The 24,261-nt window shown below is 55.0% G+C and carries 20 protein-coding genes; 16 read left to right on the top strand and 4 right to left on the bottom strand.

The annotated features are described in order from the left end of the window. The first annotated feature begins 7 nt into the window (after positions 1 to 7). The 8 genes from HZS81_RS09175 (at position 8) to HZS81_RS09140 (ending at position 10,968) form a co-directional block, all read left to right on the top strand. Positions 8 to 448, top strand: a complete 441-nt coding sequence (locus tag HZS81_RS09175) for a hypothetical protein (protein ID WP_179930265.1) — start codon at positions 8 to 10, stop codon at positions 446 to 448. A 20-nt stretch (positions 449 to 468) separates the two neighbouring features. Next, positions 469 to 1,251 carry a class II glutamine amidotransferase gene (locus tag HZS81_RS09170; RefSeq protein WP_179930264.1) on the top strand — a complete coding sequence of 261 codons (783 nt, stop codon included), beginning with the start codon at positions 469 to 471 and terminating at the stop codon, positions 1,249 to 1,251. A gap of 132 nt (positions 1,252 to 1,383) precedes the next feature. After that, on the top strand, positions 1,384 to 3,069 hold the full coding sequence (locus HZS81_RS09165) for an AMP-binding protein (RefSeq protein ID WP_179930263.1): 1,686 nt from the start codon (positions 1,384 to 1,386) through the stop codon (positions 3,067 to 3,069). Between the two features lie 97 nt (positions 3,070 to 3,166). Next, positions 3,167 to 7,153 (top strand): ATP-dependent RNA helicase HrpA, encoded by a 3,987-nt coding sequence (hrpA, locus tag HZS81_RS09160; protein WP_179930262.1) that lies wholly within the window; start codon positions 3,167 to 3,169, stop codon positions 7,151 to 7,153. Positions 7,154 to 7,292: 139 nt separating this feature from the next. Beyond that, positions 7,293 to 8,414 (top strand): beta-ketoacyl-ACP synthase III, encoded by a 1,122-nt coding sequence (locus HZS81_RS09155; RefSeq protein ID WP_179930261.1) that lies wholly within the window; start codon positions 7,293 to 7,295, stop codon positions 8,412 to 8,414. A 34-nt stretch (positions 8,415 to 8,448) separates the two neighbouring features. After that, a complete protein-coding gene (locus HZS81_RS09150; protein ID WP_179930260.1) occupies positions 8,449 to 9,255 on the top strand; it encodes an MlaA family lipoprotein in 807 nt (268 codons plus the stop codon). 8 nt (positions 9,256 to 9,263) lie between these two features. Then, the gene (locus tag HZS81_RS09145; protein ID WP_179930259.1) at positions 9,264 to 10,460 is read left to right on the top strand and encodes a PP2C family protein-serine/threonine phosphatase; all 1,197 of its coding nucleotides are present in this window, start codon (positions 9,264 to 9,266) and stop codon (positions 10,458 to 10,460) included. Further along, entirely contained in the window at positions 10,450 to 10,968 is a 519-nt protein-coding gene (locus tag HZS81_RS09140) for an STAS domain-containing protein (protein ID WP_179930258.1), read from the top strand. Before HZS81_RS09145 ends, HZS81_RS09140 begins: the two co-directional genes overlap by 11 nt. 73 nt (positions 10,969 to 11,041) lie before the next feature. On the opposite strand, the gene tal is transcribed toward HZS81_RS09140, so the two are convergent. Next, the gene (gene tal, locus HZS81_RS09135) at positions 11,042 to 11,983 is read right to left on the bottom strand and encodes a transaldolase (RefSeq protein ID WP_179930257.1); all 942 of its coding nucleotides are present in this window, start codon (positions 11,981 to 11,983) and stop codon (positions 11,042 to 11,044) included. 141 nt (positions 11,984 to 12,124) lie between these two features. Between tal and HZS81_RS09130 the strand changes: the two genes are divergently transcribed. The 8 genes from HZS81_RS09130 to HZS81_RS09095 all read left to right on the top strand — a co-directional run bounded on the left by HZS81_RS09130 (position 12,125) and on the right by HZS81_RS09095 (position 22,583). Further along, positions 12,125 to 13,300, top strand: coding sequence for a multidrug effflux MFS transporter (locus tag HZS81_RS09130; RefSeq protein ID WP_179930256.1), 1,176 nt, complete (start codon positions 12,125 to 12,127; stop codon positions 13,298 to 13,300). 130 nt (positions 13,301 to 13,430) lie between these two features. Then, positions 13,431 to 14,441, top strand: coding sequence for a substrate-binding domain-containing protein (locus HZS81_RS09125; RefSeq protein WP_179930255.1), 1,011 nt, complete (start codon positions 13,431 to 13,433; stop codon positions 14,439 to 14,441). 98 nt (positions 14,442 to 14,539) lie between these two features. Continuing rightward, on the top strand, positions 14,540 to 15,790 hold the full coding sequence (gene pstC / locus HZS81_RS09120) for a phosphate ABC transporter permease subunit PstC (protein ID WP_179930254.1): 1,251 nt from the start codon (positions 14,540 to 14,542) through the stop codon (positions 15,788 to 15,790). 18 nt (positions 15,791 to 15,808) lie between these two features. After that, positions 15,809 to 16,975 carry a phosphate ABC transporter permease PstA gene (pstA, locus tag HZS81_RS09115; protein ID WP_179930253.1) on the top strand — a complete coding sequence of 389 codons (1,167 nt, stop codon included), beginning with the start codon at positions 15,809 to 15,811 and terminating at the stop codon, positions 16,973 to 16,975. Between the two features lie 24 nt (positions 16,976 to 16,999). Beyond that, the gene (pstB, locus tag HZS81_RS09110) at positions 17,000 to 17,839 is read left to right on the top strand and encodes a phosphate ABC transporter ATP-binding protein PstB (protein WP_179930252.1); all 840 of its coding nucleotides are present in this window, start codon (positions 17,000 to 17,002) and stop codon (positions 17,837 to 17,839) included. Positions 17,840 to 17,959: 120 nt separating this feature from the next. Next, on the top strand, positions 17,960 to 19,003 hold the full coding sequence (locus HZS81_RS09105) for an ArsJ-associated glyceraldehyde-3-phosphate dehydrogenase (RefSeq protein WP_179930251.1): 1,044 nt from the start codon (positions 17,960 to 17,962) through the stop codon (positions 19,001 to 19,003). A gap of 4 nt (positions 19,004 to 19,007) precedes the next feature. Then, the gene (gene arsJ, locus HZS81_RS09100) at positions 19,008 to 20,243 is read left to right on the top strand and encodes an organoarsenical effux MFS transporter ArsJ (protein ID WP_179930376.1); all 1,236 of its coding nucleotides are present in this window, start codon (positions 19,008 to 19,010) and stop codon (positions 20,241 to 20,243) included. Positions 20,244 to 20,369: 126 nt separating this feature from the next. Beyond that, entirely contained in the window at positions 20,370 to 22,583 is a 2,214-nt protein-coding gene (locus HZS81_RS09095) for a sensor domain-containing protein (protein ID WP_179930250.1), read from the top strand. A 20-nt stretch (positions 22,584 to 22,603) separates the two neighbouring features. On the opposite strand, the gene HZS81_RS09090 is transcribed toward HZS81_RS09095, so the two are convergent. Genes HZS81_RS09090 through HZS81_RS09080 form a run of 3 tightly spaced genes read right to left on the bottom strand, consistent with a single transcriptional unit; the run spans position 22,604 to position 24,153 of the window. Next, positions 22,604 to 22,915: a CC/Se motif family (seleno)protein gene (locus HZS81_RS09090; protein WP_179930249.1), complete on the bottom strand. Its 312-nt coding sequence runs from the start codon at positions 22,913 to 22,915 to the stop codon at positions 22,604 to 22,606. Positions 22,916 to 22,934: 19 nt separating this feature from the next. Then, a complete protein-coding gene (arsH, locus tag HZS81_RS09085) occupies positions 22,935 to 23,663 on the bottom strand; it encodes an arsenical resistance protein ArsH (RefSeq protein ID WP_179930248.1) in 729 nt (242 codons plus the stop codon). Then, positions 23,638 to 24,153 carry an arsenate reductase ArsC gene (locus HZS81_RS09080; RefSeq protein WP_179930247.1) on the bottom strand — a complete coding sequence of 172 codons (516 nt, stop codon included), beginning with the start codon at positions 24,151 to 24,153 and terminating at the stop codon, positions 23,638 to 23,640. The genes arsH and HZS81_RS09080 overlap by 26 nt, the downstream gene beginning before the upstream one ends. Between the last annotated feature and the right edge of the window lie 108 nt (positions 24,154 to 24,261).

The following is a 24,261-nucleotide window of genomic DNA, read 5'->3' as shown; positions in this document are numbered from 1 at the left end:
GGGTATTATGCTGTTTGCTGATTCAATGTCACTGCTTTGGTTGACCTATTATGGCGTTTCGCTGTTGGTGTTAGTGGCCGTTTACTTCGCGTTGGCGCTATTGCCGCGCTTACCGCGCTTAGTGTTGACCTGGGGAATCGCCGGCGCTATGTGGGCGCCGGCGCGTTTTCGTTTGCCGCTAGTGGAAGAGGGCGAGTTTTACACCGGTTGGGCGCCGTCGGCGATGGTCGCGGCCGTCGGCGTTATGGAAAGCAACGCCAGCGCGCTTCGCGCAGGCTTAATGTGGCTTGTACTCGGCGTGGTGCTCGGCGCGTTAGTCGGCGTGGCGCTTTGGTGGTGGCGTCGCCCGGCGGCAAGCGTGCGTGAGGAGACAGACAATCAAGGCGCACCTGATGAGCCTCAAGCGACGCCGCGCCGGGCAACGCCGCGTCGCGAACCGATGCTCTAACGCGCCAAAGGAGTGGCAGGATGTGTGAACTTTTGGGCATGAGCGCCAATGTGCCGACTGATATTTGCTTTAGTTTTGCCGGTTTTTTGCACCGCGGTGGCGGCACCGGCCCGCACCGCGATGGCTGGGGCATTGCATTTTATGAAGAGGGCGGCTATCGCGAATTTCGCGATCCGCACCCCTCGGTGGATTCTCCCATCGCCCGGCTGATTTGCGACTACCCAATTAAATCCAACGTGGTGATCAGCCACATTCGCCAAGCCAATGTGGGCGGTGTGCGCTTGGCCAATACACACCCGTTTACCCGTGAGATGTGGGGCCGCCCTTGGTGCTATGCCCACAACGGCCAGCTTAACGACTGGGAAGGCTTGCCGCTGGGGACTTACACGCCGGTGGGTTCCACCGATAGCGAGCATGCGTTTTGCTTTTTAATGGGCGAGCTACGCCGCGCATTCCCCGAGCCGCCGTCAAATGCCGCGCGTTTGTGGCAGCATCTTCATGTCTTGTGTGAACGTCTACGCGGGCTGGGTGTCTTTAATTTACTCCTCTCCGATGGCGTGTATTTATACACCTACTGCTCGACGAAACTGGCGCACATCACCCGCCGTGCACCCTTTGGCGAGGCGGAGCTCTCTGATGCGGAGCTCACGGTGAATTTTGTTGAACACACCACCCCCAACGATATCGTCTCGGTGATTGCGACTGAACCGCTCACGCACAATGAAACCTGGCAACACATGGCGCCCGGCGAGCTTTTAGTGTGGAAGGAGGGCGAAATTCAAGCCCGTTTTAGCGCTGAATAAAGGATAAGAATAAAACAAAAGTTTCAATCGATCGTTTTACTCTATTGATAGAGTCGTATATCGTTTATCGCCAGTGTTGATGAAAAACAATAAGGTCGGTGCCAGTATCGACCCCAATAGCGGAGATTGCTGATGAGCGAGCACGCCAATACACCCGTTAACCAAGAGGGCGTTCTTCACGGGCCGCCACTTGAAGGGCTAGCGCATTACGACTCAGTGACGGATGTGTTTCACGCCGCCGTGGAACGTTTTTCCTCCAAGCCGGCTTTTACCTGCATGGGGCAGACGCTAAGTTTTGCCGATCTTGACCGCCTATCAGGGGATTTTGCCGCTTGGCTTCAACACGAAACTGACCTTGAGCCAGGGGATCGTATCGCCATCCAGCTGCCTAACGTGTTGCAGTTCCCGGTGGCGGTATTTGGCGCGCTGCGTGCCGGCCTTGTCGTGGTGAACACCAACCCGCTTTACACCGAGCGGGAAATGGCGCACCAGTTCAAAGATTCCAATGCCAAAGCGATTGTGATTCTGGCCAACATGGCCGACAAACTAGAGCACGTACTGGATAAAACCGACATTAAACACGTGTTGGTCACCGAGCTTGGCGATCTTCACCGCGCACCCAAACGCTGGCTGGTGAATGCCGTGGTGAAGCACGTGAAGAAAATGGTGCCGTCGTACTCGCTGCCTAGCGCGCTGGGTTTTCGTGAGGCGCTAAAAAAAGGCGCATCGCTTGAGCATCAAGATGTCCATCGCGACCAGGAGGATCTCGTCGCCCTGCAGTACACCGGCGGGACCACCGGTATGCCCAAAGGCGCGATGCTGACGCACCGCAACCTTGTAGCGAACATGCTGCAGGCGCGTGCGGCGATTGGTGGTAATTTAACCGACGGCGAGGAGCTGGTCGTTGCACCGCTGCCGGTTTATCACATCTATACCTTTACAGTTAACTGCCTGTTTTTAATGGAAACCGGCAACCACTCGCTGCTAATTACCAATCCGCGTGATTTAGATAGCTTTGTTAAAGAGCTGAAAAATCTGCCGTTTACCGGGTTTATCGGCTTAAACACGCTGTTTAACGCACTGTGCAACCGCGAAGATTTCAAGCAGTTGAATTTCTCCAAGCTGCACCTCACGATTTCGGGTGGCATGGCGCTGACCAAAACCGCAGCCAAACGCTGGGAAGAGGTAACAGGCTGCCCCGTGGCGGAAGGTTACGGCCTGACCGAAACCTCGCCAATTGTGAGCTTCAACCCCAGTGATGGCATCCAGCTGGGTAGCATCGGCAAGCCAGTGGCGGGCACTGAAGTGAAGGCGGTAGACGTTGACGGTAACGACTTACCCCTCGGTGAGTCGGGTGAGTTGTGCGTGAAAGGCCCGCAGGTGATGAAAGGCTATTGGCAGCGCGAAGAAGAAACCCGCCACGCGATTGACGCCGATGGCTGGTTCCACACCGGCGACATCGCCGTGTTGCAAGAAGATGGCTATATCCGCATTGTTGATCGCAAGAAGGATATGATTCTGGTCTCGGGCTTTAACGTCTACCCCAACGAGGTCGAAGATGTCGTCGCGGCGCACCCGGATGTCTTGGAGAGCGCGGCCGTCGGCATTGCAGATGAAACCAGCGGAGAGGCGATTAAACTCTACGTAGTGGCCAAAAATGACCAGCTCGATACGAAAATGCTGCGTGACTGGTGCAAAAAAGAGCTGACGGGCTATAAAGTGCCGAAATACGTTGAATTTCGCGATGAATTGCCCAAAACCAACGTGGGCAAGGTGCTGCGTCGTCAGCTGCGCGATGAAGATAGCGCATCACGCTAGGTTAGCCGCGAACCAAGCGAAAGCGTTACACTATGATGGCCCGCTCAAATGAGCGGGCTGTGTTGTTTATGAGACCGGATAGGAATCAACGCCGATTGTGACCACTGACACGCCTTTACCCCAGAGCGATGACAAGCGCCTTGAGCGTTTGTATCAAGCGACTTCCACGTTAATGCACCGCGATGCCGAAGCGCTGAATAAGCGCTTAGCCGGGCTTAAACGCCGCCTGCGTGAGCAAAAGCCTATTGATCGCGGGCTGAATAACGTCGAGCAGGAAGTGGCGCGGGCGCAAGGCGTGATCGAGCAGCGTAAGCATCAGCGCGTCACGCTCAACTACCCCGCTGAACTGCCCGTGGTGGAGCGCCGCGAGGATATCCTTGATGCCCTGCGTGATCACCAAGTCGTGGTTGTGGCTGGCGAAACCGGCTCGGGGAAAACCACGCAGCTGCCGAAAATTTGTTTGGAGCTGGGCCGTGGTCGGCGCGGGCTGATTGGCCACACCCAACCACGGCGGCTGGCCGCGCGCAGCGTCGCCACTCGTCTCGCCGAAGAGCTTGAAGTGCCGCTGGGTGAGCAGGTGGGGTATCAGGTGCGCTTCACTGACCAGAGCAGCCAATCCACTCTGGTCAAGCTGATGACCGACGGTATTCTGCTGGCCGAAACCCAGCACGACCCGCTGCTGCTGCGCTATGATACGATCATTATCGACGAGGCGCACGAACGTAGCCTCAATATTGATTTTCTGCTCGGTTATCTCAAACGCTTGCTGCCCAAGCGGCCCGATCTCAAAATTATCATTACCTCGGCGACTATCGACGTGGATCGCTTTGCTGCCCACTTTGGCACGGCGAAAACGCCCGCCCCGGTGGTGGAAGTCACCGGGCGCACTTACCCCGTCGAGGTGCACTACCGGCCGCTGGTGCGCGAAGGCGAGGATGAAGAAGACCGCACGCTGCAGGAAGGGATCCTCCACGCGGTGGAGGAAATCGAGCAGATTGAGCGCGTCAAAGGTTGGCTGCACGGCCCGCGCGATGTGCTTATCTTTTTGCCCGGCGAACGGGAAATTCGCGAAACCGCCGATACGCTGCGTCGCGCTGACCTCAAAGGCACCGAGATTTTACCGTTGTACGCGCGGCTTTCCAACGCCGAGCAAAACCGCGTTTTCGCCCCGCACAAAGGCCGTCGTATCGTGCTGGCCACCAACGTGGCGGAAACCTCGCTCACCGTGCCCGGTATTCGTTACGTTATTGACCCCGGCTTGGTGCGCATCAGCCGTTACAGCTACCGGGCCAAGATTCAGCGTTTGCCCGTTGAGCCGGTCAGCCAGGCGAGCGCCAACCAACGTAAGGGCCGTTGCGGGCGTATCGCGGAAGGGGTGTGCATTCGCCTCTATGACGAAGACGATTTTCTCTCGCGACCTGAGTTTACCGACCCGGAAATTCAGCGCACCAATTTGGCCTCGGTGATTCTTTCGATGCTGGCGCTTAAGCTAGGTGAAATCGAGGACTTCCCGTTCGTTGACCCGCCGGATAGCCGCTTCGTCAAAGATGGCTTTCGCTTGCTGTTCGAGCTTGGCGCGGTGAGCGAAGCGCAGCGGCTGACCAAACTTGGGCGCAAATTAGCGCGGCTACCCATCGACCCGCGGCTCGCGCGCATGGTGCTTGAAGGCGCCGAGCGTGGCAGCTTACGTGATGTGCTAGTAGTGGTCTCGGCGCTGGCGATTCAGGACCCCCGTGATCGCCCGGCGGATAAGCGTCAGGCGGCGGATCAAGCGCACCAGCGCTGGCACGACCCGGATTCCGATTTCGTCGCGCTTTTGAACCTCTGGCACGGCGTCGAAAACGCCCGCGAAGCATTATCCAACAACCAGCTGCGGCGCTGGTGCCGCGAACACTATATTAACTACCTGCGCGTGCGCGAATGGCACGATACCTTCCGCCAGCTGCGCCAGTTGTTGCGCGATATGGATATCGACGTACCGGCGCCGCTGCCGAGTGACCCCGAGCAGAGCGAAGAGCAAGCGCGCCAGGTGCGGCGCAAAACCTCGGGCAAGCTGCACCAGTCATTGTTATCCGGGCTTTTATCGAATTTAGGGCTGTTGACCGAAAACCGCGAATATCTCGGCGCGCGCAACCGCAAGTTTATGATTCACCCTGGCTCCGGGCTTGCCAAGAAGTCGCCTAAATGGGTGATGGCCTTTGAGCTGGTTGAAACCTCGCGGCTTTTTGCCCGTACCGTGGCCAAGATCGACCCGACCTGGATCGAGCCGCAGGCCCAGCATTTGGTCAAGCGCAGCTATTCTGACCCGCACTGGGAAATGAAGCGCGCCCAGGTCGTCGCTAAAGAGCAAGTGACACTTTTTGGCTTGCCTATTGTGACCGGACGCCGGGTGCACTACGGCCCTATCGACCCCGAGGAGTCCCGCGAGCTATTTATTCGTCGTGCGTTGGTCGAAGGAGAATTTCGCACTCAGGGCGAGTTCTTCGCCCATAACCGCGCCCTGATCGATGAAGTGACCGACTTGGAAGATCGCGCACGTAAGCGCGACATTTTGATCGATGAAGAAACGCTTTTTGCCTTTTATGACGAGCGCATCCCGACCGATATCGTCAACGGTAAAGGCTTTGAACATTGGCGCAAACAGGTCGAGCGTGATGACCCCAATGCGCTCAAGCTCGACTTGGAAACGCTGAAAGCCCGCGATGCGAAAGAAATCACCAAAACGCAGTACCCCGATCACTTAACGCTGGGTGGCGTTAGCTATCCGCTAAGCTATCATTTTGCCCCCGGGGCGGAAGACGACGGTGTGACCATCACGGTACCGGCGGCAATGCTGCCTCAGTTGCCTGTTCATGCGCTTGAATGGTTGGTGCCGGGGCTGTTGCGTGAGAAGTGCATTGCGCTGATGAAATCGTTGCCCAAGTCGATCCGCCGCCAGGTGGTACCGATCCCCGATTGGGTCGATGCGGCATTAGAGACACTGGTACCCGATGAGCGGCCACTGACCGAAGCGTTAGGCGAGTTTATTCGCCGCCGCACGGGTATTCGAGTGCACCCCGATGATTGGCGCGTGGATCAGTTAGAACCGCATTTGATCATGAACGTGCGAGTGGTCAATCACGCGGGTGAGGTATTAGGGCAAGGCCGCGATGCGCGCGCATTGGAAAAACGCTTTGAAGAGGCGGCAAGCGCCGGTGCCCAGGCGCTCGCCGCGCAGGCAAGTACGGCGCCCCCCGTGGCCGAGCTACCCGATAAGCCGCTGCCCGAATCGAAAGTCACCGAGCAGGCGGGTATTCGCGTGGAAGCCTACCCGGCGCTGGTGAGTGAAAACGATCAATTCAACGTAGCGCTATTTGATCATCCCGCTAAGGCGGAGGCGGCCCACCGTGATGGCGTAGCGCGCCTGGCGATGGCGAAATGCCCCGATCAAGTGAAAGCCATCAAGCGCCTACGTGGGGTGGAAACCTGTGCGCTGTTGTTTGCCAAGGTGGGCAGCAAGCAGGCGCTGATCGACGATTTGGTGCGGGCGACGTTTACCCAAGTGGTCGCAGTCGACCCGCTGCCGCGCGCCTCGGCTGAGCTTTCATCGCGCCTTGAAGACTGCCGTGATGGGTTGGTCCCGCATGCCGAGGTGCTACTGGCCCAAGCGGATGCTGCGTTAAAAGCACACCTAGACGTCAGCAAACAGCTAAAAGGCGAGCTAAACTTTGCCTTGGCGTTGACGTATAGCGATATCAAAGCGCAGATGCAGCGATTGGTTTACCCCGGCTTTATACGTGATGCCGGTGAGTGGCTGGCGGAGTATCCGCGCTATATGCAGGCAGCGCTGATTCGGTTAGAAAAAGCCCCTCGCGAGCGTGGGCGCGATCAGCTGTTGATGAGCGAGGTCCAGGCGTTAGAAGCGCGGTGGGATGCTCGCCGCGAGTCTCAACGGCGGGGGAATGTTGAAGACCCGGCGCTTGTCGCCTTTGGCTGGTGGCTACAAGAACTACGTGTTTCGCTATTTGCCCAACAGTTAGGTACCAAAATGCCGGTCTCGGTTAAGCGTTTGGAAAAACACTGGCAGGCGATTACGGACGCGTAGTGAGGCTTACGGGTAGATGTAGAGGAAAGCGCTAGCCAAACCGCCGCGAAAAGCACACAGTAACGCTATCGGCGCTGCTGGCAACGCAACATGAGCCCGCTTAGTGGGAAAAGGCGGCTCTCGCCGAGAGGAGATAGGCATGACAGATGTGGTGATTACCGGTACAGGGCTTTTTACGCCGGAACACGCCATTGATAACGACGCGCTGGTCGCGGCGTTCAATACATGGGTAGAACAAGAGAACGCACGCAACGCCGAGGCGATTGCCGCTGGCGAATGCGAGCCGTTAGCCTACTCAAGCAGTGAATTTATTGAGAAAGCCTCCGGCATCAAAAGCCGCTACGTGCTAGATGCCGAAGGGATTCTTGATCCCCAGCGGATGCGCCCTAAGCTTTCCCAGTGCAGTGATGATGCGCCTTCGGTCCAGTGTGACATGGCGCTCAAGGCGGCGACGCAAGCGCTTCAAACCGCTGGGGTGGACGCGCAGGATATCGAGCTTGTCATTGTGGGTTGCTCCAATTTAGAGCGTGCCTATCCGGCGGTTGCCGTGGAAGTGCAAGATGCGCTGGGCGCGCAGGGGTATGGATTTGACATGAACGTGGCCTGTAGCTCGGCGACGTTTGCGATTGAAACCGCCGCTAACGCAATTATATCCGGGAGCGTCAAACGGGCGTTGGTGGTCAATCCAGAAATCTGCTCGGCACATTTAAACTTTCGAGACCGTGACAGCCACTTTATTTTCGGCGATGCTTGTACGGCCGTGGTACTAGAAAGTAAGCACGTGGCGACGGCATCAGAGCAGTACGAAGTATTAGGCACCAAGCTAGTCACGCGCTTTTCAAACGCTATCCGCAATAACGCGGGCTTTTTGAACCGCGTAACGGACAGTGACCCGTTGGCTTCCGATAAGCTGTTTGTGCAAGAAGGTCGACGCGTGTTCAAAGAGGTTTGCCCGTTGGTGGCAAAACTGATCACCCAGCACCTATTTTCGCTAGAGCTTAACAGTGCTGATCTCAAGCGTATGTGGTTGCACCAAGCCAACCGCCACATGAATGACTTGATTGCACGCAAAGTGCTGGGTGTTGACCCCGATGAAATACAAGCGCCGATTATTCTGGATCGCTACGCCAATACCAGCTCGGCAGGTTCGATTATCGCGTTTCACCTGCACCGAGAGGGGCTTGCCAGCGGTGATATCGGCGTGATTTGCTCGTTCGGTGCGGGTTACAGTGCCGGAAGCATCATACTGCAGCGCGTTTAATCTGTTTGAGAGGACATTTTAGAGAGAAATGCTCATGTCGACGTTTTCCCATTCGCGCGCGAAGGAATGCCTGCAACGCGCCAAGTGGTTCCCCCTTACGCTGGGCTTAACGGTGTTTTTAGCCGGCTGTGCCAGCTCACAAACCGCCGGAGCGCCGCATCCTGAAGACCCGTGGGAAGGCTTCAATCGGCGTGTTTTTATTTTCAATGATGTGCTTGACCGCTACGCATTAAAACCGGTGGCGCGTGGTTATCGCTTCGTCACCCCCGACCCGGTAGAAACCAGTGTGGGTAACTTTTTTTCTAACCTGGGTGAGGTACGCACGGTGGTTAATAGCCTGTTGCAGGGAAAGGGAAGAAACGCCAGCCTTTCCACCTCGCGCTTAATCATCAACTCCACGGTGGGAGTCGGTGGGCTCTTTGATGTTGCCACCAAGATGGAAATTACCGGTGATGAGGAAGATTTTGGGCAGACGCTTGCTGTTTGGGGCTGGGAAGATTCGCGTTATTTAGTGCTACCGCTGTTAGGTCCGAGTACGCTACGCGATACGACAGGCTTGCCTGCAGATCGTGCCGCCGACCCCGTGATGTATTTAAATGACGAGACAGCGGAAATTGCCCTGACGGTGTTAGACGTAGTGGATACGCGCGCCGGGTTGCTTGATCGTGAAGCGATGATTCAAGGCGACCGCTACCGCTTTATTCGTGATGCCTACCTGCAAAGCCGCCAGTTTGAAATCAACGATGGCGAATTGGGTGATGACCCCTTTGCCGCAGACGACTTTGAATTTGATGATGCAGATTTCGATGACGCCGACTTCGATGAAAATGGCGCTGACTGAGGTTTTTCATGCGGCGTTCTAAGCAGCTGATTGCAGTCATTGACGAGCCTGGCGACGAGCGCGATGCCCTTGCTGAGGCGATTACCTGCAAAGACATGGGCGTATATGCCGCCGATAGCATCGACAACCTGCCGGTTGAAACGGCGCTGATCGTCGCGCATGCGCGTGCGGTGCCGCGTCAGCAGTGGTCGCAGCTAACACGCTGCTTACCGACGCTGGTGGTAAGCGATTCTCGCCAAGACGCCGATCTGATTAAAGCGATCGACGTTGGATTGGTGGACTACATTGTTCACCCACTCCGACACGCGGAACTGTTGCGCCGTATGATTCGTAAAGCCATTGAGCTTAACACTCTAGCGCTTGAGCGCGAACGCGACCGTGAGCGGTTGGCAGAGCTGAACGAAAGCCTGGAAACGCATCTCGCGTTGCTGCGAATGGATCAGCAAAGCGGCGGGCATATTCAACGTCGGCTGCTACCGGTGCACCCGAAAGTCATCAACGGCGTCTATTACGACTACTGGTTTGCGCCGTCGCTCTACTTATCGGGTGATTTTCTCGACTACCAGCGCTACAACGAGCGCTACAGTGCCTTTTACTTCGCCGATGTTTCGGGCCATGGGGCGTCTTCCGCCTTTGTGACCGTGTTGTTGAAGTATTTGTGCAACCGCTGGCTGAGTGAGTGGGACGGAAAGTACCCAGAGCGTTTACCCGCTGATTGGTTGGCGGCCCTTAATCGCGAGCTTCAAGGGACTGATATCGGCAAACATGCCACACTTTTTGTCGGCGTGATTGACCATCAAGCCCAGACGCTGCACTATTCTCTCGGTGCGCAATTGCCTATGCCGTTGCTGCGCGCCAACGGACAACTTATACGCTTGGAAGGGGAGGGAATGCCGGTTGGGCTTTTTCCTGATATTGACTACCCCTCGCTGAGTTGTGAGCTACCGCCTCAATTTACTCTCTGGCTATGTTCAGACGGCGTTTTGGAATGCTTGCCGGGTGATACACTCGACTCGCGGCTCAAGGAACTAGAGCATTTAGTAAGTGAGAGTGCCACGCTTGAGCAACTGCACGATCGGCTAGCCGTCACTAGCGCCCACATCTCATCTGAGGAGGCGTTAAATGACAGCGATAGCCGCGACCGCAATGCTCTGCCCGACGATCTGACAATCATGATGGTGAGCGGATTTGGTCATGCTGATTGAAGAAGGCCGCATCAAAGCGGCGTTCGAATCCGGTGTTTTTGTTTTAAAACTCAGCGGTGATGTGCGTTTGACGCTATGTGCAACGCTTGATAGCCAAGCACAGCAACTAGCGCAAACGCCAGGGCTGAAGGCGCTAATGATTGATCTGCGCGAGGCCACGAATGTGGACTCCACGGCGCTGGGTTTTTTGGCCAAAGTGGCGATGGCGGTTAAAGGCCGTTTGGAACAGTCACCCACCATCATCGTGGATAACCCCGATGTACGCCAAATGCTTGATGTAATGGGCTTCGCGCGCTTTTTTACATTGATGCAAGAGCCCCTAGCGGAAAACCTACCAACTGCCGAGGAAGAGCTTCCTGAAGTGCCGGCTGATGAAGAAGGCTTGCGCAATCGCATTCTGGAAGCGCATCGCATTTTAATGCATATCAACGATCACAATCGTGAGCAGTTTCAGCCGCTTGTCGAAATGCTAGAGTCGCAAGATCCAGACTCACAACCGCCAAAATAAGTGGCGTTGCCAAGGCTAAGTTGCCAAAGGCTAGAAGGCAGGTTGCCTGCCTTCTAGCCTTTGGATCTGGTTCTTATGCTTTTTGGCGCAACTTGCCGAGTAACGTTTCGAGCTGGTGCTGATCGGCCATAAACTTGCGAATCCCCTCCGCCAGTTTGTCACTGGCCATTTCGTCTTCGTTCATCGCCCAGCGAAAGCTTGCTTGATCAAGCGGCTCACCCGGTTTGCGGTCGGCATCTAGCGGGCGCAGTTTTCTAGAAAGCTCACCTTGCTGTTGGTCGAGTTCGTCTAACAGTTTGGGCGAGATCGTTAACCGGTCGCAGCCCGCCAGCGCTTGAATCTCCCCAATATTGCGAAAGCTAGCGCCCATCACGATGGTGGAGTAACCGTGCTCTTTATAGTGCTCGTAAATGCGCTGGACCGACTGCACGCCGGGGTCATTGGCGCCGCTAAAGTCAGCATCCGGGTGGCGTGATTTATGCCAATCGAGGATACGCCCGACAAACGGAGAGATCAGGGTAGCTCCGGCATCGGCGCAGGCTTGTGCCTGGGTAAAGCCAAATAACAGCGTCAGGTTGGTGCGAATGCCATCGCGTTCCAGTTCTTGTGCTGCCTGAATGCCTTCCCACGTGGACGCGACTTTAATCAAAATACGCTCAGCGCCGACCCCTTCGCGTTGGTAGCGCTCAATCAGCGAGTGAGCGCGTTTAATCGTTGCCTCACGATCAAACGAGAGACGTGCGCTGACTTCCGTTGATACATAACCGGGTACCAGCGCGCTAATTTCGCTGCCGATATCGACGGCAACGCGATCAACCGCATCATCAATATCAGTGCTTTCTTGGGCAATGCGTGCTAACCGTTCACGGCGATCTTCTTGCTGCGCGGCTTGCAAAATCAGCGACGGATTGGTCGTGGCATCCTGCGGGGTAAAACGGCGGATAGTCTCGAGGTCGCCCGTATCAGCCACCACGGTGGTCATCGTTTTTAATTGTGAGAGAAGGCTCGTCGCCATGTCATGCTCCTTAAAGGTGGTTACCGTTACTTTAACAAGGTGTATAGGCATCGAACAGACGCCGACAGCGAGCGTTTAAGCCGATATACTTAGCACTCTATCTAATTACCCTTATTCATTGACTATCAAATGGAAAACGTCATGCAGCTTAACCCACGTCGTGTCGCGCTGTTGGTAGCGGCCAACACGGCGCTTGCGCCTTTTGCCATCGATGCGTACTTGCCGGCGATGTCGTCACTGGCGGATAGCGTTAAAGCGAGTATTCATCATACGGAACTTTCGATCAGCGTGTTTTTATTCGGTTTTGCGCTGGGGCAGCTCTTATTTGGCCCCTTATCAGACCGAGTCGGGCGCAAGCCGGTATTAATGGGGGGGCTGGTGGTCTTTGCGCTGGCAAGCTTAATGATCACGCAGGTAGAAAGCTTGCCGACGTTACTGGCATGGCGTTTTGTTCAAGCGCTAGGTGGCGGTGCTTGCGTGGTTAACTCCGCGGCCATTGTGCGGGATTGCTTTCAAGGACGTGAAGCGGCACGGGTTATGTCCACGATGGCGATGATCATGATGTTAGCGCCACTTGTCGCACCGGCGGTGGGGAGTTTATTGCTCTACGTGGCGGGTTGGTGGCTTATTTTTGTATTTTTGGCCGCTTACGCCGGGTTTTTGTTGTGGTTATTAAGCACACATTTGCCCGAAACGCGGGATATGACATTGCCCGCGGCCTCTCCGCGCCAAGTGCTGAGAAATTACGCCAGCGTGCTAACCCATAAAGAGGGCATGGGCTATATCTGCGCCGTCGCGGCATCGTTTGCGGGCTTGTTTGCCTTTGTAACCGCGTCACCGTTTCTTTATCTGGAGTATTTCTCGCTTTCACCCGCCCTGTACCCCTTTGTTTTCGGTGTGAATGTTGTCGTGATTGCGCTCTCCAACCGGGTCAATATTTACCTGTTGAAAAATCGCACCCCCCAGCAGAATTTGCGCTTAGGCCTTGCGGTTCAGTTCTTTGCCGCCAGCGCTTTGGTATTAATGACACTTTTGGGCGTGGCGAGCTTACCGCTAGTGGTGGTGTTAGTGATGATGTTTACCGGCATGATCGGCCTGATTACGCCGAATGCGATTTCATCACTTCTTGATCACTTTGGCCATATCAGCGCCACGGCAACGGCGCTGCTTGGCGGCATTCAGTTTAGCTCTGGGGCGCTGGCCGGCGTAATGGTGGGATTATTTGAAGTCGAACACCTGTGGCCGATGGTGCTTACCATGTTGGCCGCATCACTGGTGGGCAATATCGGGGTACGCCGTTTGACCCCAAAGCAATGAGAGAAAAGAACGGTCAAAATCTCCAGATGAAGATTTTATGATAGCGGTGTCTGTCATTAAGCTGTCACAAAAAGCGTGCATGGTGTGTCTTGCGAAGGCCAGATCCCTTACATGAACAGGAGTTTTTCGCATGAACCGTATTCTAAAGACCACCGTTATCGCTGCCGCTGTAATGAGCGTTGCCGGTGTTGCCCAAGCCCGCGATCAAATCCGTATCGTTGGCTCCAGTACCGTTTATCCGTTTGCCAGCTACGTGACGGAAGAGTTCGGTGCGACTACTAACTACCCGACACCTGTTATCGAATCAACCGGTTCGGGCGGTGGTTTGCGTCTGTTCTGTAACGGTGTCGGCGAAGGCACACCCGATATCACCAACGCCTCACGCCGCATGAAAGTCGTTGAGTTCGAGCGTTGTGCAGAAAACGGCGTTACCGATATCACCGAAGCCAAAATCGGCTCTGACGGTATCGTATTGGGTCAGTCCAATACTAACGACGTCGTTGCGTTGACTCGTGAAGATATTTTCAAGGCAGTAGCCGCTATGGTGCCGGTTGACGGCGAACTGGTGGAAAACCCCTACACCAACTGGAGCGAGATTGATTCTTCGCTTCCAGACCGTGAAATCTCCATCTATGGCCCGCCGACTACCTCCGGTACCCGCGATGCGTTCGAAGAGCTGGTCATGGAAAGCGCATCTGAAGAAATGGACGCCTACGAAGAAGCCTATACCGATATCCGTTCTGACGGCGTTTACATCGATGCCGGTGAGAACGACAACCTGATCGTTCAGCGCCTGCAGGAAGACACCGGTGCCTTTGGTATCTTCGGTTATTCCTTCCTTGAAGAGAACCTAAATACGCTGAACGCTGCCACCATCGACGGCGTAGAGCCTGAAGCTGAAGCCATTAGCTCTGGTGATTACCCGGTAGCACGTTCGTTGTGGTTCTACGTGAAGAACCAGCACGCTGACGACGTGCCACCGATGTACGACTATGTCGATATGTTCATGAGTGAAATGATGATTGGTAGTGACGGCTACCTGCGTGATATCGGCTTGATCGTACTGCCAGAAGGCGAGCGCGAAGAATGGCGCGAGAAAGTAGCAGACCGCACTAAAATGACGGTCGACGTCCTTAAGTAGGTGGTTTGAATAGACGTAAAAGTGGCCGGCAGCGCAAGCTGTCGGCCCGTTATTTTGGATAGAAATTTCTTAACCGGTGACGACGTGAGAGAGATACGATGCAGACCAACCAGCTTCTTTTGATTTTTTGCGGTGCATTATTGCTGCTGGGGCTGCTGGCTTTTTTTGCTGGCCGTTCAAAAGCCACCCGTATACGTAGTGCGGGTACGGCTATGTATGCCCAGCCTGATCAATACGCGTGGTTTACCGTGCTCTCTACCGCCGGTCCAGCGGTGCTTGTGAGTGCGCTGGGCGCTTTTGTATTGCTTCTAATGGGCGCGAAGATTCCTACGCTTTACTTGCTAGCGGCGAGTTTAGTCATGGCCGCCATAGGGCTGATGGTAAGCCTTAACCAAGTAAAACCCGATTTTCATGCCCGCCAAGCCATGGAGCTGGTAATCCGCATGATTCTGGCTAGTGCGGCGTTAATCTCCATATTTACGACATTTGGCATTCTGTTTTCGATTATTTCCGAGGCGCTGCGCTTTTTCCAAATGCATAGCTTCTGGGAGTTTATTACCGGCACCACATGGAGTCCGGGAGCCAGCTTTTTAGCGTCCGCGGGTCGTGGGGATGGTAGCGGCGCGGAGTTTGGCTCGGTACCGCTATTTGCTGGCACCTTTATGATCACGGCCATAGCCATGTTGGTAGCCGTGCCGGTTGGTTTGCTGTCGGCGATATATATGTCGGAGTATGCGCCGAGTCAGGTGCGCACCATTGCCAAGCCGGTGCTTGAAGTGTTGGCAGGCATCCCGACAGTGGTTTATGGCTTTTTTGCCGCCATTACCGTGGCACCGATTATCGTCACTTTGGCCGGTTTTCTGGGTCTCGATGCTTCTTATAACAATGCGCTGGCACCCGGCATTGTGATGGGCATTATGATCATTCCGTTTATCTCATCGCTATCGGATGACGTGATCAACTCGGTACCCGACACCATGCGTCAAGGGTCGCTGGCACTGGGCATGACCAAAGGGGAGACCATTCGTGACGTAGTGGTTCCTGCCGCACTGCCAGGGATTATTTCCGCCACGCTCTTAGGCGTATCTCGGGCGATGGGGGAAACCATGATTGTGGTCATGGCGGCGGGTATGCGCCCCAACTTAACCGCTAACCCGCTGGAAGATATGACCACGGTGACTGTGCGTATCGTGGCGGCGCTCACCGGCGACCAAGAGTTTGAAAGTGCCGAAACGCTTTCCGCTTTCGCGCTCGGGCTGATGCTGTTTATTGTCACGCTTGTGCTTAACTTGGTGTCGGTTCTGATGATCCGTCGTTTCCGCGAAAAATACCGCGTGAATAACCTGTAACGCTGAGGAACAGTTTCGATGAGCAATACCTTTGACGACATCAGCCAACAGCTAAAGCGGCGCCACCGCAAGTCTACCCGGCTTAAATGGATAACCATGGGGTCGTTAGGCCTGGCGGGGTTGTTCCTGGTGCTGTTTTTTGCCGACATGCTCAATAAAGGCCTGCCCGCTTTTCAGCAGGCGTATATACAAGTCGAGATCAACTATAACGAAGAAGCCGAAACCGACGGACGCCAGGCATTTGAAGAAGAGTTTTTGCCGGTTATCAGCCGCACTGTGGTGCGTACAATCCCGTTAGAGTTACGCAATAATCCTGACATGGTCGGTGCCAGCACGAACGAGTGGGTGCTGGTGGATAGCGAGGTGGATCAATACCTCAAAGGCAATCGCAGTAGTTTGGACCCTGAGCAGGAGGCCGCCATTGATGCGTTGGTAGAATCGGGTAAGGTGGAAATGCGTTTTAATACCACCTTCTTTACTAACGGTGACTCAAAAATTGCCGAGTACGCCGGTATTCTATCGGCCGTGGTGGGTACGGTGATGACCATGATCGTCACCCTGGCGATCTCATTCCCTATCGGCGTGATGACAGCGGTGTATTTGGAAGAGTTCGCCCCGGATAACCGCTTTACCCAGATCATTGAGATCAATATCAACAACCTGGCTGCCATTCCCTCGATTCTGTTTGGTCTGCTGGGCCTGGCGATCTTTATTAACTTCTTTGGCGTGCCGCGTTCTTCCCCAATCGCGGGTGGTATGACCTTGGCGTTGATGACGCTGCCGGTCATCATTATTTCGACTCGGGCGGCGCTGCGTAGCGTGCCGGAATCCATCCGTCATGCGGGCTTTGGGGTTGGTTGTTCGCGTTGGCAAGTGGTGCGTGACCACGTTTTACCCTTGGCGATGCCGGGGATTATGACCGGCTCGATTATCGGCTTAGCGCAAGCGATGGGGGAAACGGCACCGCTGATTATTGTCGGCATGGTGGCGTTTATTCCCGATGCGAGTGTTTCATTTACCGACGCGGCGACGGTGATGCCGGCACAAATATTCACTTGGTCAGGGGAGCCTGAGCAGGCATTTGTGGAAAAAACCGCCGGCGGTATCTTGGTGCTACTCGCCATACTCATTTCACTCAACGCCTCCGCCGTTGTATTACGTAAGAAATTTGAGCGTCGCTGGTAGGCCAGCGCGATAGAGGACATGACTATGAATAGCCAAGCACCCGTAATGAATGAGCAGCAAGAACCTGCGGTCGGCCAGCCCTACACGCGCAATGATAAGGCGAGCCACGACCTGAGCTTTAGCGTGCGTGACTTAAACCTCTGGTACGGTAAAAACCAAGCGCTGAAGAACCTGAATATCGATTTGTTTCAGAAGAACGTCACGGCCCTTATCGGGCCTTCTGGCTGCGGTAAATCGACCTTTTTGCGCTGCCTGAACCGTATGAACGATCTGATTCCCAGTGTACGTACGGAAGGCTTGGTGGAAATGGACGGCCGCGATGTCAACGCGGCCAAGATGGATGTGGTTGCGCTACGCCGTCGCGTGGGTATGGTATTTCAGAAACCCAACCCGTTCCCGAAGTCGATCTATGAAAACGTTGCCTACGCACCGCGCATGCACGACTTAGTTAGCCGTAAAGCCGACCAGGATGAGTTGGTGGAAAAAGCACTACGTGATGCGGGCCTGTGGGAAGAAGCAAAAGATAAGCTCCAGGAGCCAGGTACATCGTTGTCGGGTGGCCAGCAGCAGCGCTTGTGTATCGCCCGTGCGATTGCGGTTCAGCCGGATGTAATTCTGATGGACGAGCCCACTTCAGCGCTTGACCCGATTTCAACGGCAACAATTGAAGATTTGATGGATCGTCTGAAGCAGCAGTTCACGATCATCACGGTAACTCACAACATGCAACAGGCTGCGCGCGTGGCAGATTACACGGCGTTTTTCCACTTGGGTGAAATCATCGAGTACAACGACACTAAAGTGATGTTCTCGACGCCAGCAAAGAAAAAGACAGAAGATTATATTTCCGGCCGCTATGGTTAATGTTTGCAGTGCGGTAAGGGCGTGTTTTCACGACCGTGCCGCACTTTTTTTGCGGTTTTTATATATGGGAAAATATATATTGTTTGTTAGGTTACGCTAACTACGGCAAGAGGAATTCACATGGCACTGAAAGTCGGTATCAACGGTTTTGGCCGCATGGGCCGTTTGACACTGCGCAGCCTTTGGCAAGAGGTGGCATTGGGCAACGTTGAGCTTATTCGCATCAATGACCCGGGCGGTGATGCGGTAACTTTTGCTCATTTACTGGAGTTTGATTCCGTTCATGGTCACTGGTCGCCGGGCCAGGGTATCACTGCAGACGCATCTCATATCATCCTCGATGCCAAGGCAGTCGCTTTCAGCGCCAATAGCGCCATCGCTGACAGTGACTGGTCGGATTGTGATGTGGTGATTGAGTGTTCGGGTAAAAACAAAACGCACGACAAACTTCGCGCCTATTTGGATCAAGGCGTTAAGCGCGTCGTCGTTAGTGCGCCGGTGAAAGAGCCACAAGTGCTCAACGTGGTGATGGGCGTTAATGACCATCATTATGACCCAGAGACGCACCGTATTGTCACCGCGGCCAGTTGTACGACCAACTGCTTGGCGCCTGTCGTTAAGGTGCTTCAAGAGACCTACGGCATTCGCCATGGCTCGATGACCACCGTTCACGATATTACCAATACCCAAACGATTCTTGATGCCCCGCATAAGGACCTGCGTCGCGCGCGTGCCTGCGGTATGAGCTTGATACCCACCACCACGGGTTCGGCGAAAGCGATTATCGAGATATTCCCTGAGCTTGACGGCAAGATAAACGGCCATGCCATTCGTGTGCCGCTGGCCAATGCCTCGATCACCGACATGGTCTTTGAGCTTGAGCGTGAGGTCACCGCCGAAGAGGTTAATGCAGCGCTAAAAGCCGCCGCAGAGGGCGAGCTTGCCGGTATTTTGGGCTATGAAGAGCGTCCGTTGGTATCGATTGATTACCGCACCGACCCCAGAAGCTCCATCATCGATGCGCTTTCCACCATGGTGATTAATAGCACACAGCTTAAACTTTACGCGTGGTACGACAACGAGTGGGGCTATGCCAATCGTACCGCTGAGCTAGCCCTGATGGTAGGTGGGCAGGTAGACGGTGAGCAGGTGGAACGTGGCTGAATCAATGCTTGCGCGGGTAAAGGCGCTACCTTTCGAGGTGCGCCAATACATGCTGATAACAGGCAATTACTGGGCGTTCACGATTACCGATGGCGCGTTGCGCATGCTGGTGGTGATGTACTTTCACCAGCTGGGTTACTCGCCGCTGGAAATCGCCATGCTGTTTCTGTTCTACGAGGCGTTTGGCGTGGTGACCAACCTGGTAGGCGGCTGGTTGGGTGCGCGGTTGGGTCTTAACCGCACCATGAACGTGGGGCTTGGGCTGCAAATTATCGCGCTTGCTATGCTGATGGTGCCCGCAGGGATGTTAACGGTTGCTTGGGTCATGTCCGCCCAGGCGCTGTCGGGCATTGCCAAAGACCTTAATAAGATGAGCGCTAAAAGCGCCGTTAAAATACTGGTGCCCAAAGACAGCGCTGACGCCAACAGCTCGCTCTACCATTGGGTGGCGGTGCTGACCGGTTCTAAAAACGCCCTCAAAGGGCTGGGCTTTTTTGTCGGCGGGCTGCTACTGACGTTGATTGGCTTTCAGGCCGCTGTATTCGTCATGGCGGTAATGCTAGGCGGCGTGTTGCTACTTTCATTATGGCGCTTGAAGGCGGATTTAGGCCGCCAGAAAGCCAAGCCTAAATTCTCCGAAATCTTTTCAAAATCACGCGCTATTAACGTGCTCTCTGCGGCGCGCTTTTGCCTGTTTGCCTCGCGCGATGTGTGGTTTGTGGTGGCGCTGCCGGTGTTTCTTTACGACCAACACGGCTGGTCATATTGGACCGTGGGTGGGCTGTTAGCGATATGGGTAATCGGCTACGGTGGTGTACAAACCCAGGCGCCCAAGCTAACACGGTTAATTAAGGGCGATGCTCGGTTTCTCACGGCGGGGTGGGCCGCGGCGCTGGCGGTACTGGCGATTCTGTTGGCGTTACTGCCACTGGCCCAGGTTGAATGGCTAGTCATCGGGCTTCTGGCCTTTGGCGTGCTGTTCGCGATTAATTCTAGCTGGCACAGCTACTTAATCGTTCACTATGCCCGCGCTGATGGCGTCTCAATGGATGTCGGCTTTTACTATATGGCCAATGCGATGGGGCGGTTGATTGGTACACTGCTTTCTGGCTGGTTGTATATGGCTTATGGCCTAAGTGCTTGCTTGTGGTTTGCGGCTGCCTTGGTCGCGGCCAGCGCCTTAATGGCCTTGGCGTTGCCGCAAGATTCTCAAACCTCTGGCGATACTACTAAAACGTAGCAGTAGGCTATAAGCAGTAGTACGTTATAAGGAGCGGTCTTGCTTCTAATCAAGGTTTAAATGCTGGCACGCCATATACTCAGGTCATACTCGCCAAGTAAGACGTGAACAGAGTTAGAGGAATTCATGGAGAAGGCCGCCCCAGCACCTGGAAATGAAGGTGCCGCCGATTTGCTGGCAACGGCAACCAACGGCATCATCATCGCCGACATCAACGGCATCATTGTGCAGGCCAACCAGGCCGCAGAGGGGATCTTTCAGTATGCCTCAGGCTCCCTTGGCGGTCGCCCTATTACCGACTTGATGCCAAACTCTGAGCGTCGTCGCCATCCGGGTTATGTCACTAATTACCGCGAGCATGGCGCCCGTTTTATGGTGGGGGCGACGCGAGAAGTCGAAGGCCTTGACCGCCATGGTAACAGTTTGCCGCTGCTGATCTCGGTTAGCCTCTTCAAGGAAAATGGAGAGCCCCGTTTTGCTGCCATTCTGCATGATCTCAGCGAGCGCAAGCGTTTGGAACGGATGCTGGCAGCGGTTAATAGCGAACTCGAGAAGCGGGTAAGCGAGCGCACCGCGCAGCTGGAGGAGGAGGCTAAGCGCCACCGAGAGACCATCAACCGTCTTGAACTTGTCAATAAGGTGGTGGAGCGCGCCTCCCATGCCGTGGCCATCACCGATGCGGATAATCGTATTCTCTACGTGAACCCGGCTTACGAGACATTAACCGGTTTTAAGCAGGATAAGGTGATCGGCAGAAAGCCCACCGTAGCCAAATCTGGTCACCACGGCCCCGATTTTTACCGGCGTATGTGGGACGCCCTTGATCGAGACCAGCATTGGGAAGGCGAGATATGGGATCGTCGTGCGAACGGCGAGGCCTTTCCCAAATTTTTGAGCATCGACCGGCTGGCAGATGACGAGGGCAATACACGAAACTACGTGGCTGTGTTCCACGATCTGACCGAGCAAAAGGCCTCGGAAGAGGAAATCGAGCGGCTGCAGTACTACGATTCTCTGACCACGCTGCCCAATCGCTCGCTCTTTCGTCACCGCCTACAACACGAATTTGAGGTCTCTCGCCGTCAGGGCGCGCGCGTTGGGGTGATGCTGCTTAACCTCGACCGCTTCAAGCAGATCAACGACACCTTCGGCTTCCCCGCTGGGGACAAACTTCTGGTTGAGGTGGCTGAGCGCCTGGGAACCGCCGTACGCCGTACCGATATGATCGCGCGTCAGGAAAGTCGCCGCGAGCGCGATCCTGATCTTGTCTCGCGTGTGGGCGGTGACGATTTTGCGGTCATTCTTAACGATCTCAAAGCGCCTGAGAATGCCGCCGTGGTGGCCAAACGCATGCTGGAAGCCATGAACACGCCCTTCAATATGGAAGACGAGTCGGGGCAAATCGATGAGGTGTTTCTGCAGGCCAGTATCGGTATTGCTATTTTTCCTGATAATGCCGCCGATGTTGATGAACTTGTGCGGGTGGCCGAGACGGCTTTGATACAGGCCAAAGAGCTCGGGCGCGGGGAGTTTCGCTTTTTCTCCGACAACATGAACAAAAACAGTGCCGCGCGTGTGCGTCTGGAAAGCGATCTGCGCCGAGCCGTAGCCGAGGAAGGCTTTGTGCTGCATTATCAGCCTAAGCTGGACCTGGAAACAGGCCGCTTTTCAAGCATGGAAGCGTTAATCCGCTGGCCCCACGCCGATGGAATGGTCTCGCCAGCCGACTTTATTCCCCTGGCCGAGGAAACAACACTGATTGTGCCGCTGGGGGCCTGGATACTGCGCCGTGCTTGCCTTGATGCCGTCGCCCTTGGCGAACGCCTTGGCCAGGTGCCGGGCGTGGCGATCAATCTTTCGGCTCGCCAGTTCCGCCAGTCGGGCCTGATCGATAGCGTACGCACTGCCCTCGAAGAGAGTGCCATTCTGCCCGAGAAAGTCGAGCTGGAAATCACCGAAAGCATGGTAATGGACGATGTCGAGGCGGCCATCGATACCATGCAGGCCCTGCGTGCTCTAGGCGTGCGCCTGGCCATCGATGATTTCGGTACCGGTTACTCGTCGCTTAGCTATCTCAAACGCTTTCCGGTCAACACGTTGAAGATTGATCGTACGTTCATTCGTGATCTGACGCGGGACTCGGAGGATGCCGCTATCATTCAGGCCGTTATTGCGTTGGCTCGCGCCCTGAACCTGCATGTGGTGGCCGAGGGCGTGGAAACACAGGGTCAACTCGTCTTTCTCGGCGAGCATCGCTGCGCCAGTGTGCAGGGGTTTCTCCTCGCTCGGCCGGGCCCTATTGAGAGCATGCCCGCGCTCTTCTCTAAAGGCTTTACCTGAAAAGAGGGCTTATTGATACGTTAAGCCGATCCACGGCGCGGTGATTTTATCGCCGCGCCGTCAACGTAAAGCCGTCGCAGCTTCCAAAAGCCTTCCACGTCAACACGTAACCCTTCTCCCTCAAGCTCCGGTGCGATGTAAAGCGTGATGCCATCGTGTTCGCAGCGGGTGAAATGTGACGGCGTGCCTGGTGGGCGCGCTTCCGCTACGGCAAGGTTTGCTATGCCCCCACAACAGCCATGGCGTGGTGAAAGCCTGACGGTTAGCACACCGCCTTTTTCATGAATAAAAGCGGCCGCATCGGGGGAAATGTCGATGGTGTCTGTCGTCATGAATAAGCTGGCGCCCCTATCAGATAGAACGTTGGTTTACCCGGGCAGAAAGCTCGGCTGCTGATTCCTTGCGTTCGGAGTAGCGGTCGGTCAGGACATGGGTGCGTTCACGTACCAGTAGCGTGAATTTGACCAACTCTTCCATCACATCAACGATACGGTCGTAGTAAGTGGAAGGTTTCATACGCCCATTGTCGTCAAACTCCATAAATGCCTTGGGAATCGAAGACTGATTGGGGATCGTGACCATGCGCATCCAACGGCCTAGCACACGCAGCTGATTAACCGTATTAAACGACTGCGAGCCGCCGCATACTTGCATAACCGCGAGTGTTTTCCCTTGCGTTGGACGCACGGCGCCTAGAGCTAATGGAATCCAGTCGATTTGGGCTTTCATGATAGCGGTCATCGCGCCATGCCGTTCAGGCGAGCACCACACCATGCCTTCAGACCACTTTGCCAATTCACGTAGCTCGTTTACTTTCGGATGTGTTGCTTCTTCCGCATCGGGTAATGGCAAGTCGCGGGGATTAAAAATACGTGTTTCGGCACCCATGGCGCGTAACAACCGAGCTGCTTCCTCCACGGCGAAGCGGCTGAAAGAGCGTTCACGTAGAGATCCATATAACAGCAAAATACGCGGCGCATGCGTCACATCGGCTGGCATGTCTAAAGACTCAGCGGAAGGCGCCGAGAAAAGCTCGCGGTCAATATTGGGAAGGTCATCGCATCGTGTATTGGTCGTCATGCTGAATTATTGTCCTAAGAAAATGCTGATGTATGGCGTTAAGTTGTGTCTTAAGTTCCGCAGGCGATAGCGCATCCAGGGGTAGCGTTGCCATCTCTTTGATACCCTGATGGAGGGCGTTGAACGTCGCAGAAAACGCTGATTCGTTTTCATCGGCATTAGAACCCTCGGTATGAGAAGGGTCAGGAACGCCCCAGTGCACGCGGAGTGCTTTACCTAAATAAAGGGGGCAGACTTCACCAGCAGCATCATCGCAAACGGTAATGACTACATCCGGTGTGATAGCGATGTCATCCCAGGATTTACTCGTAAGTCCTTGGATTGAAATGCCTTCTTGCTCTAGCCAATCCAGTGTTTGTGGATTGAGTTCGCCGGTGGGGTGGCTGCCAGCACTGTAAGCATGGTGGTGTGGTTGAGCATAATGGTTGAAGACGGCTTCTGCATAAATGGAGCGGCAAGAATTACCCGCGCATAAAAACAGGATGTTCATGGCGTCTCCTTAGAAACAGAAACAGAGACAGAGGGTGAGCGAGAGCGTTTGGTGACGAGCCTCGATAATATATGGATGATCGAATGTCATCAATGCCATAGTGGACGA

This window comes from Vreelandella salicampi (assembly GCF_013415105.1).
In the GTDB taxonomy this organism is placed as follows: domain Bacteria; phylum Pseudomonadota; class Gammaproteobacteria; order Pseudomonadales; family Halomonadaceae; genus Vreelandella; species Vreelandella salicampi.
Note: the sequence above shows the minus strand (reverse complement) of the source record. Positions and strands in the feature narration are given on the sequence as shown.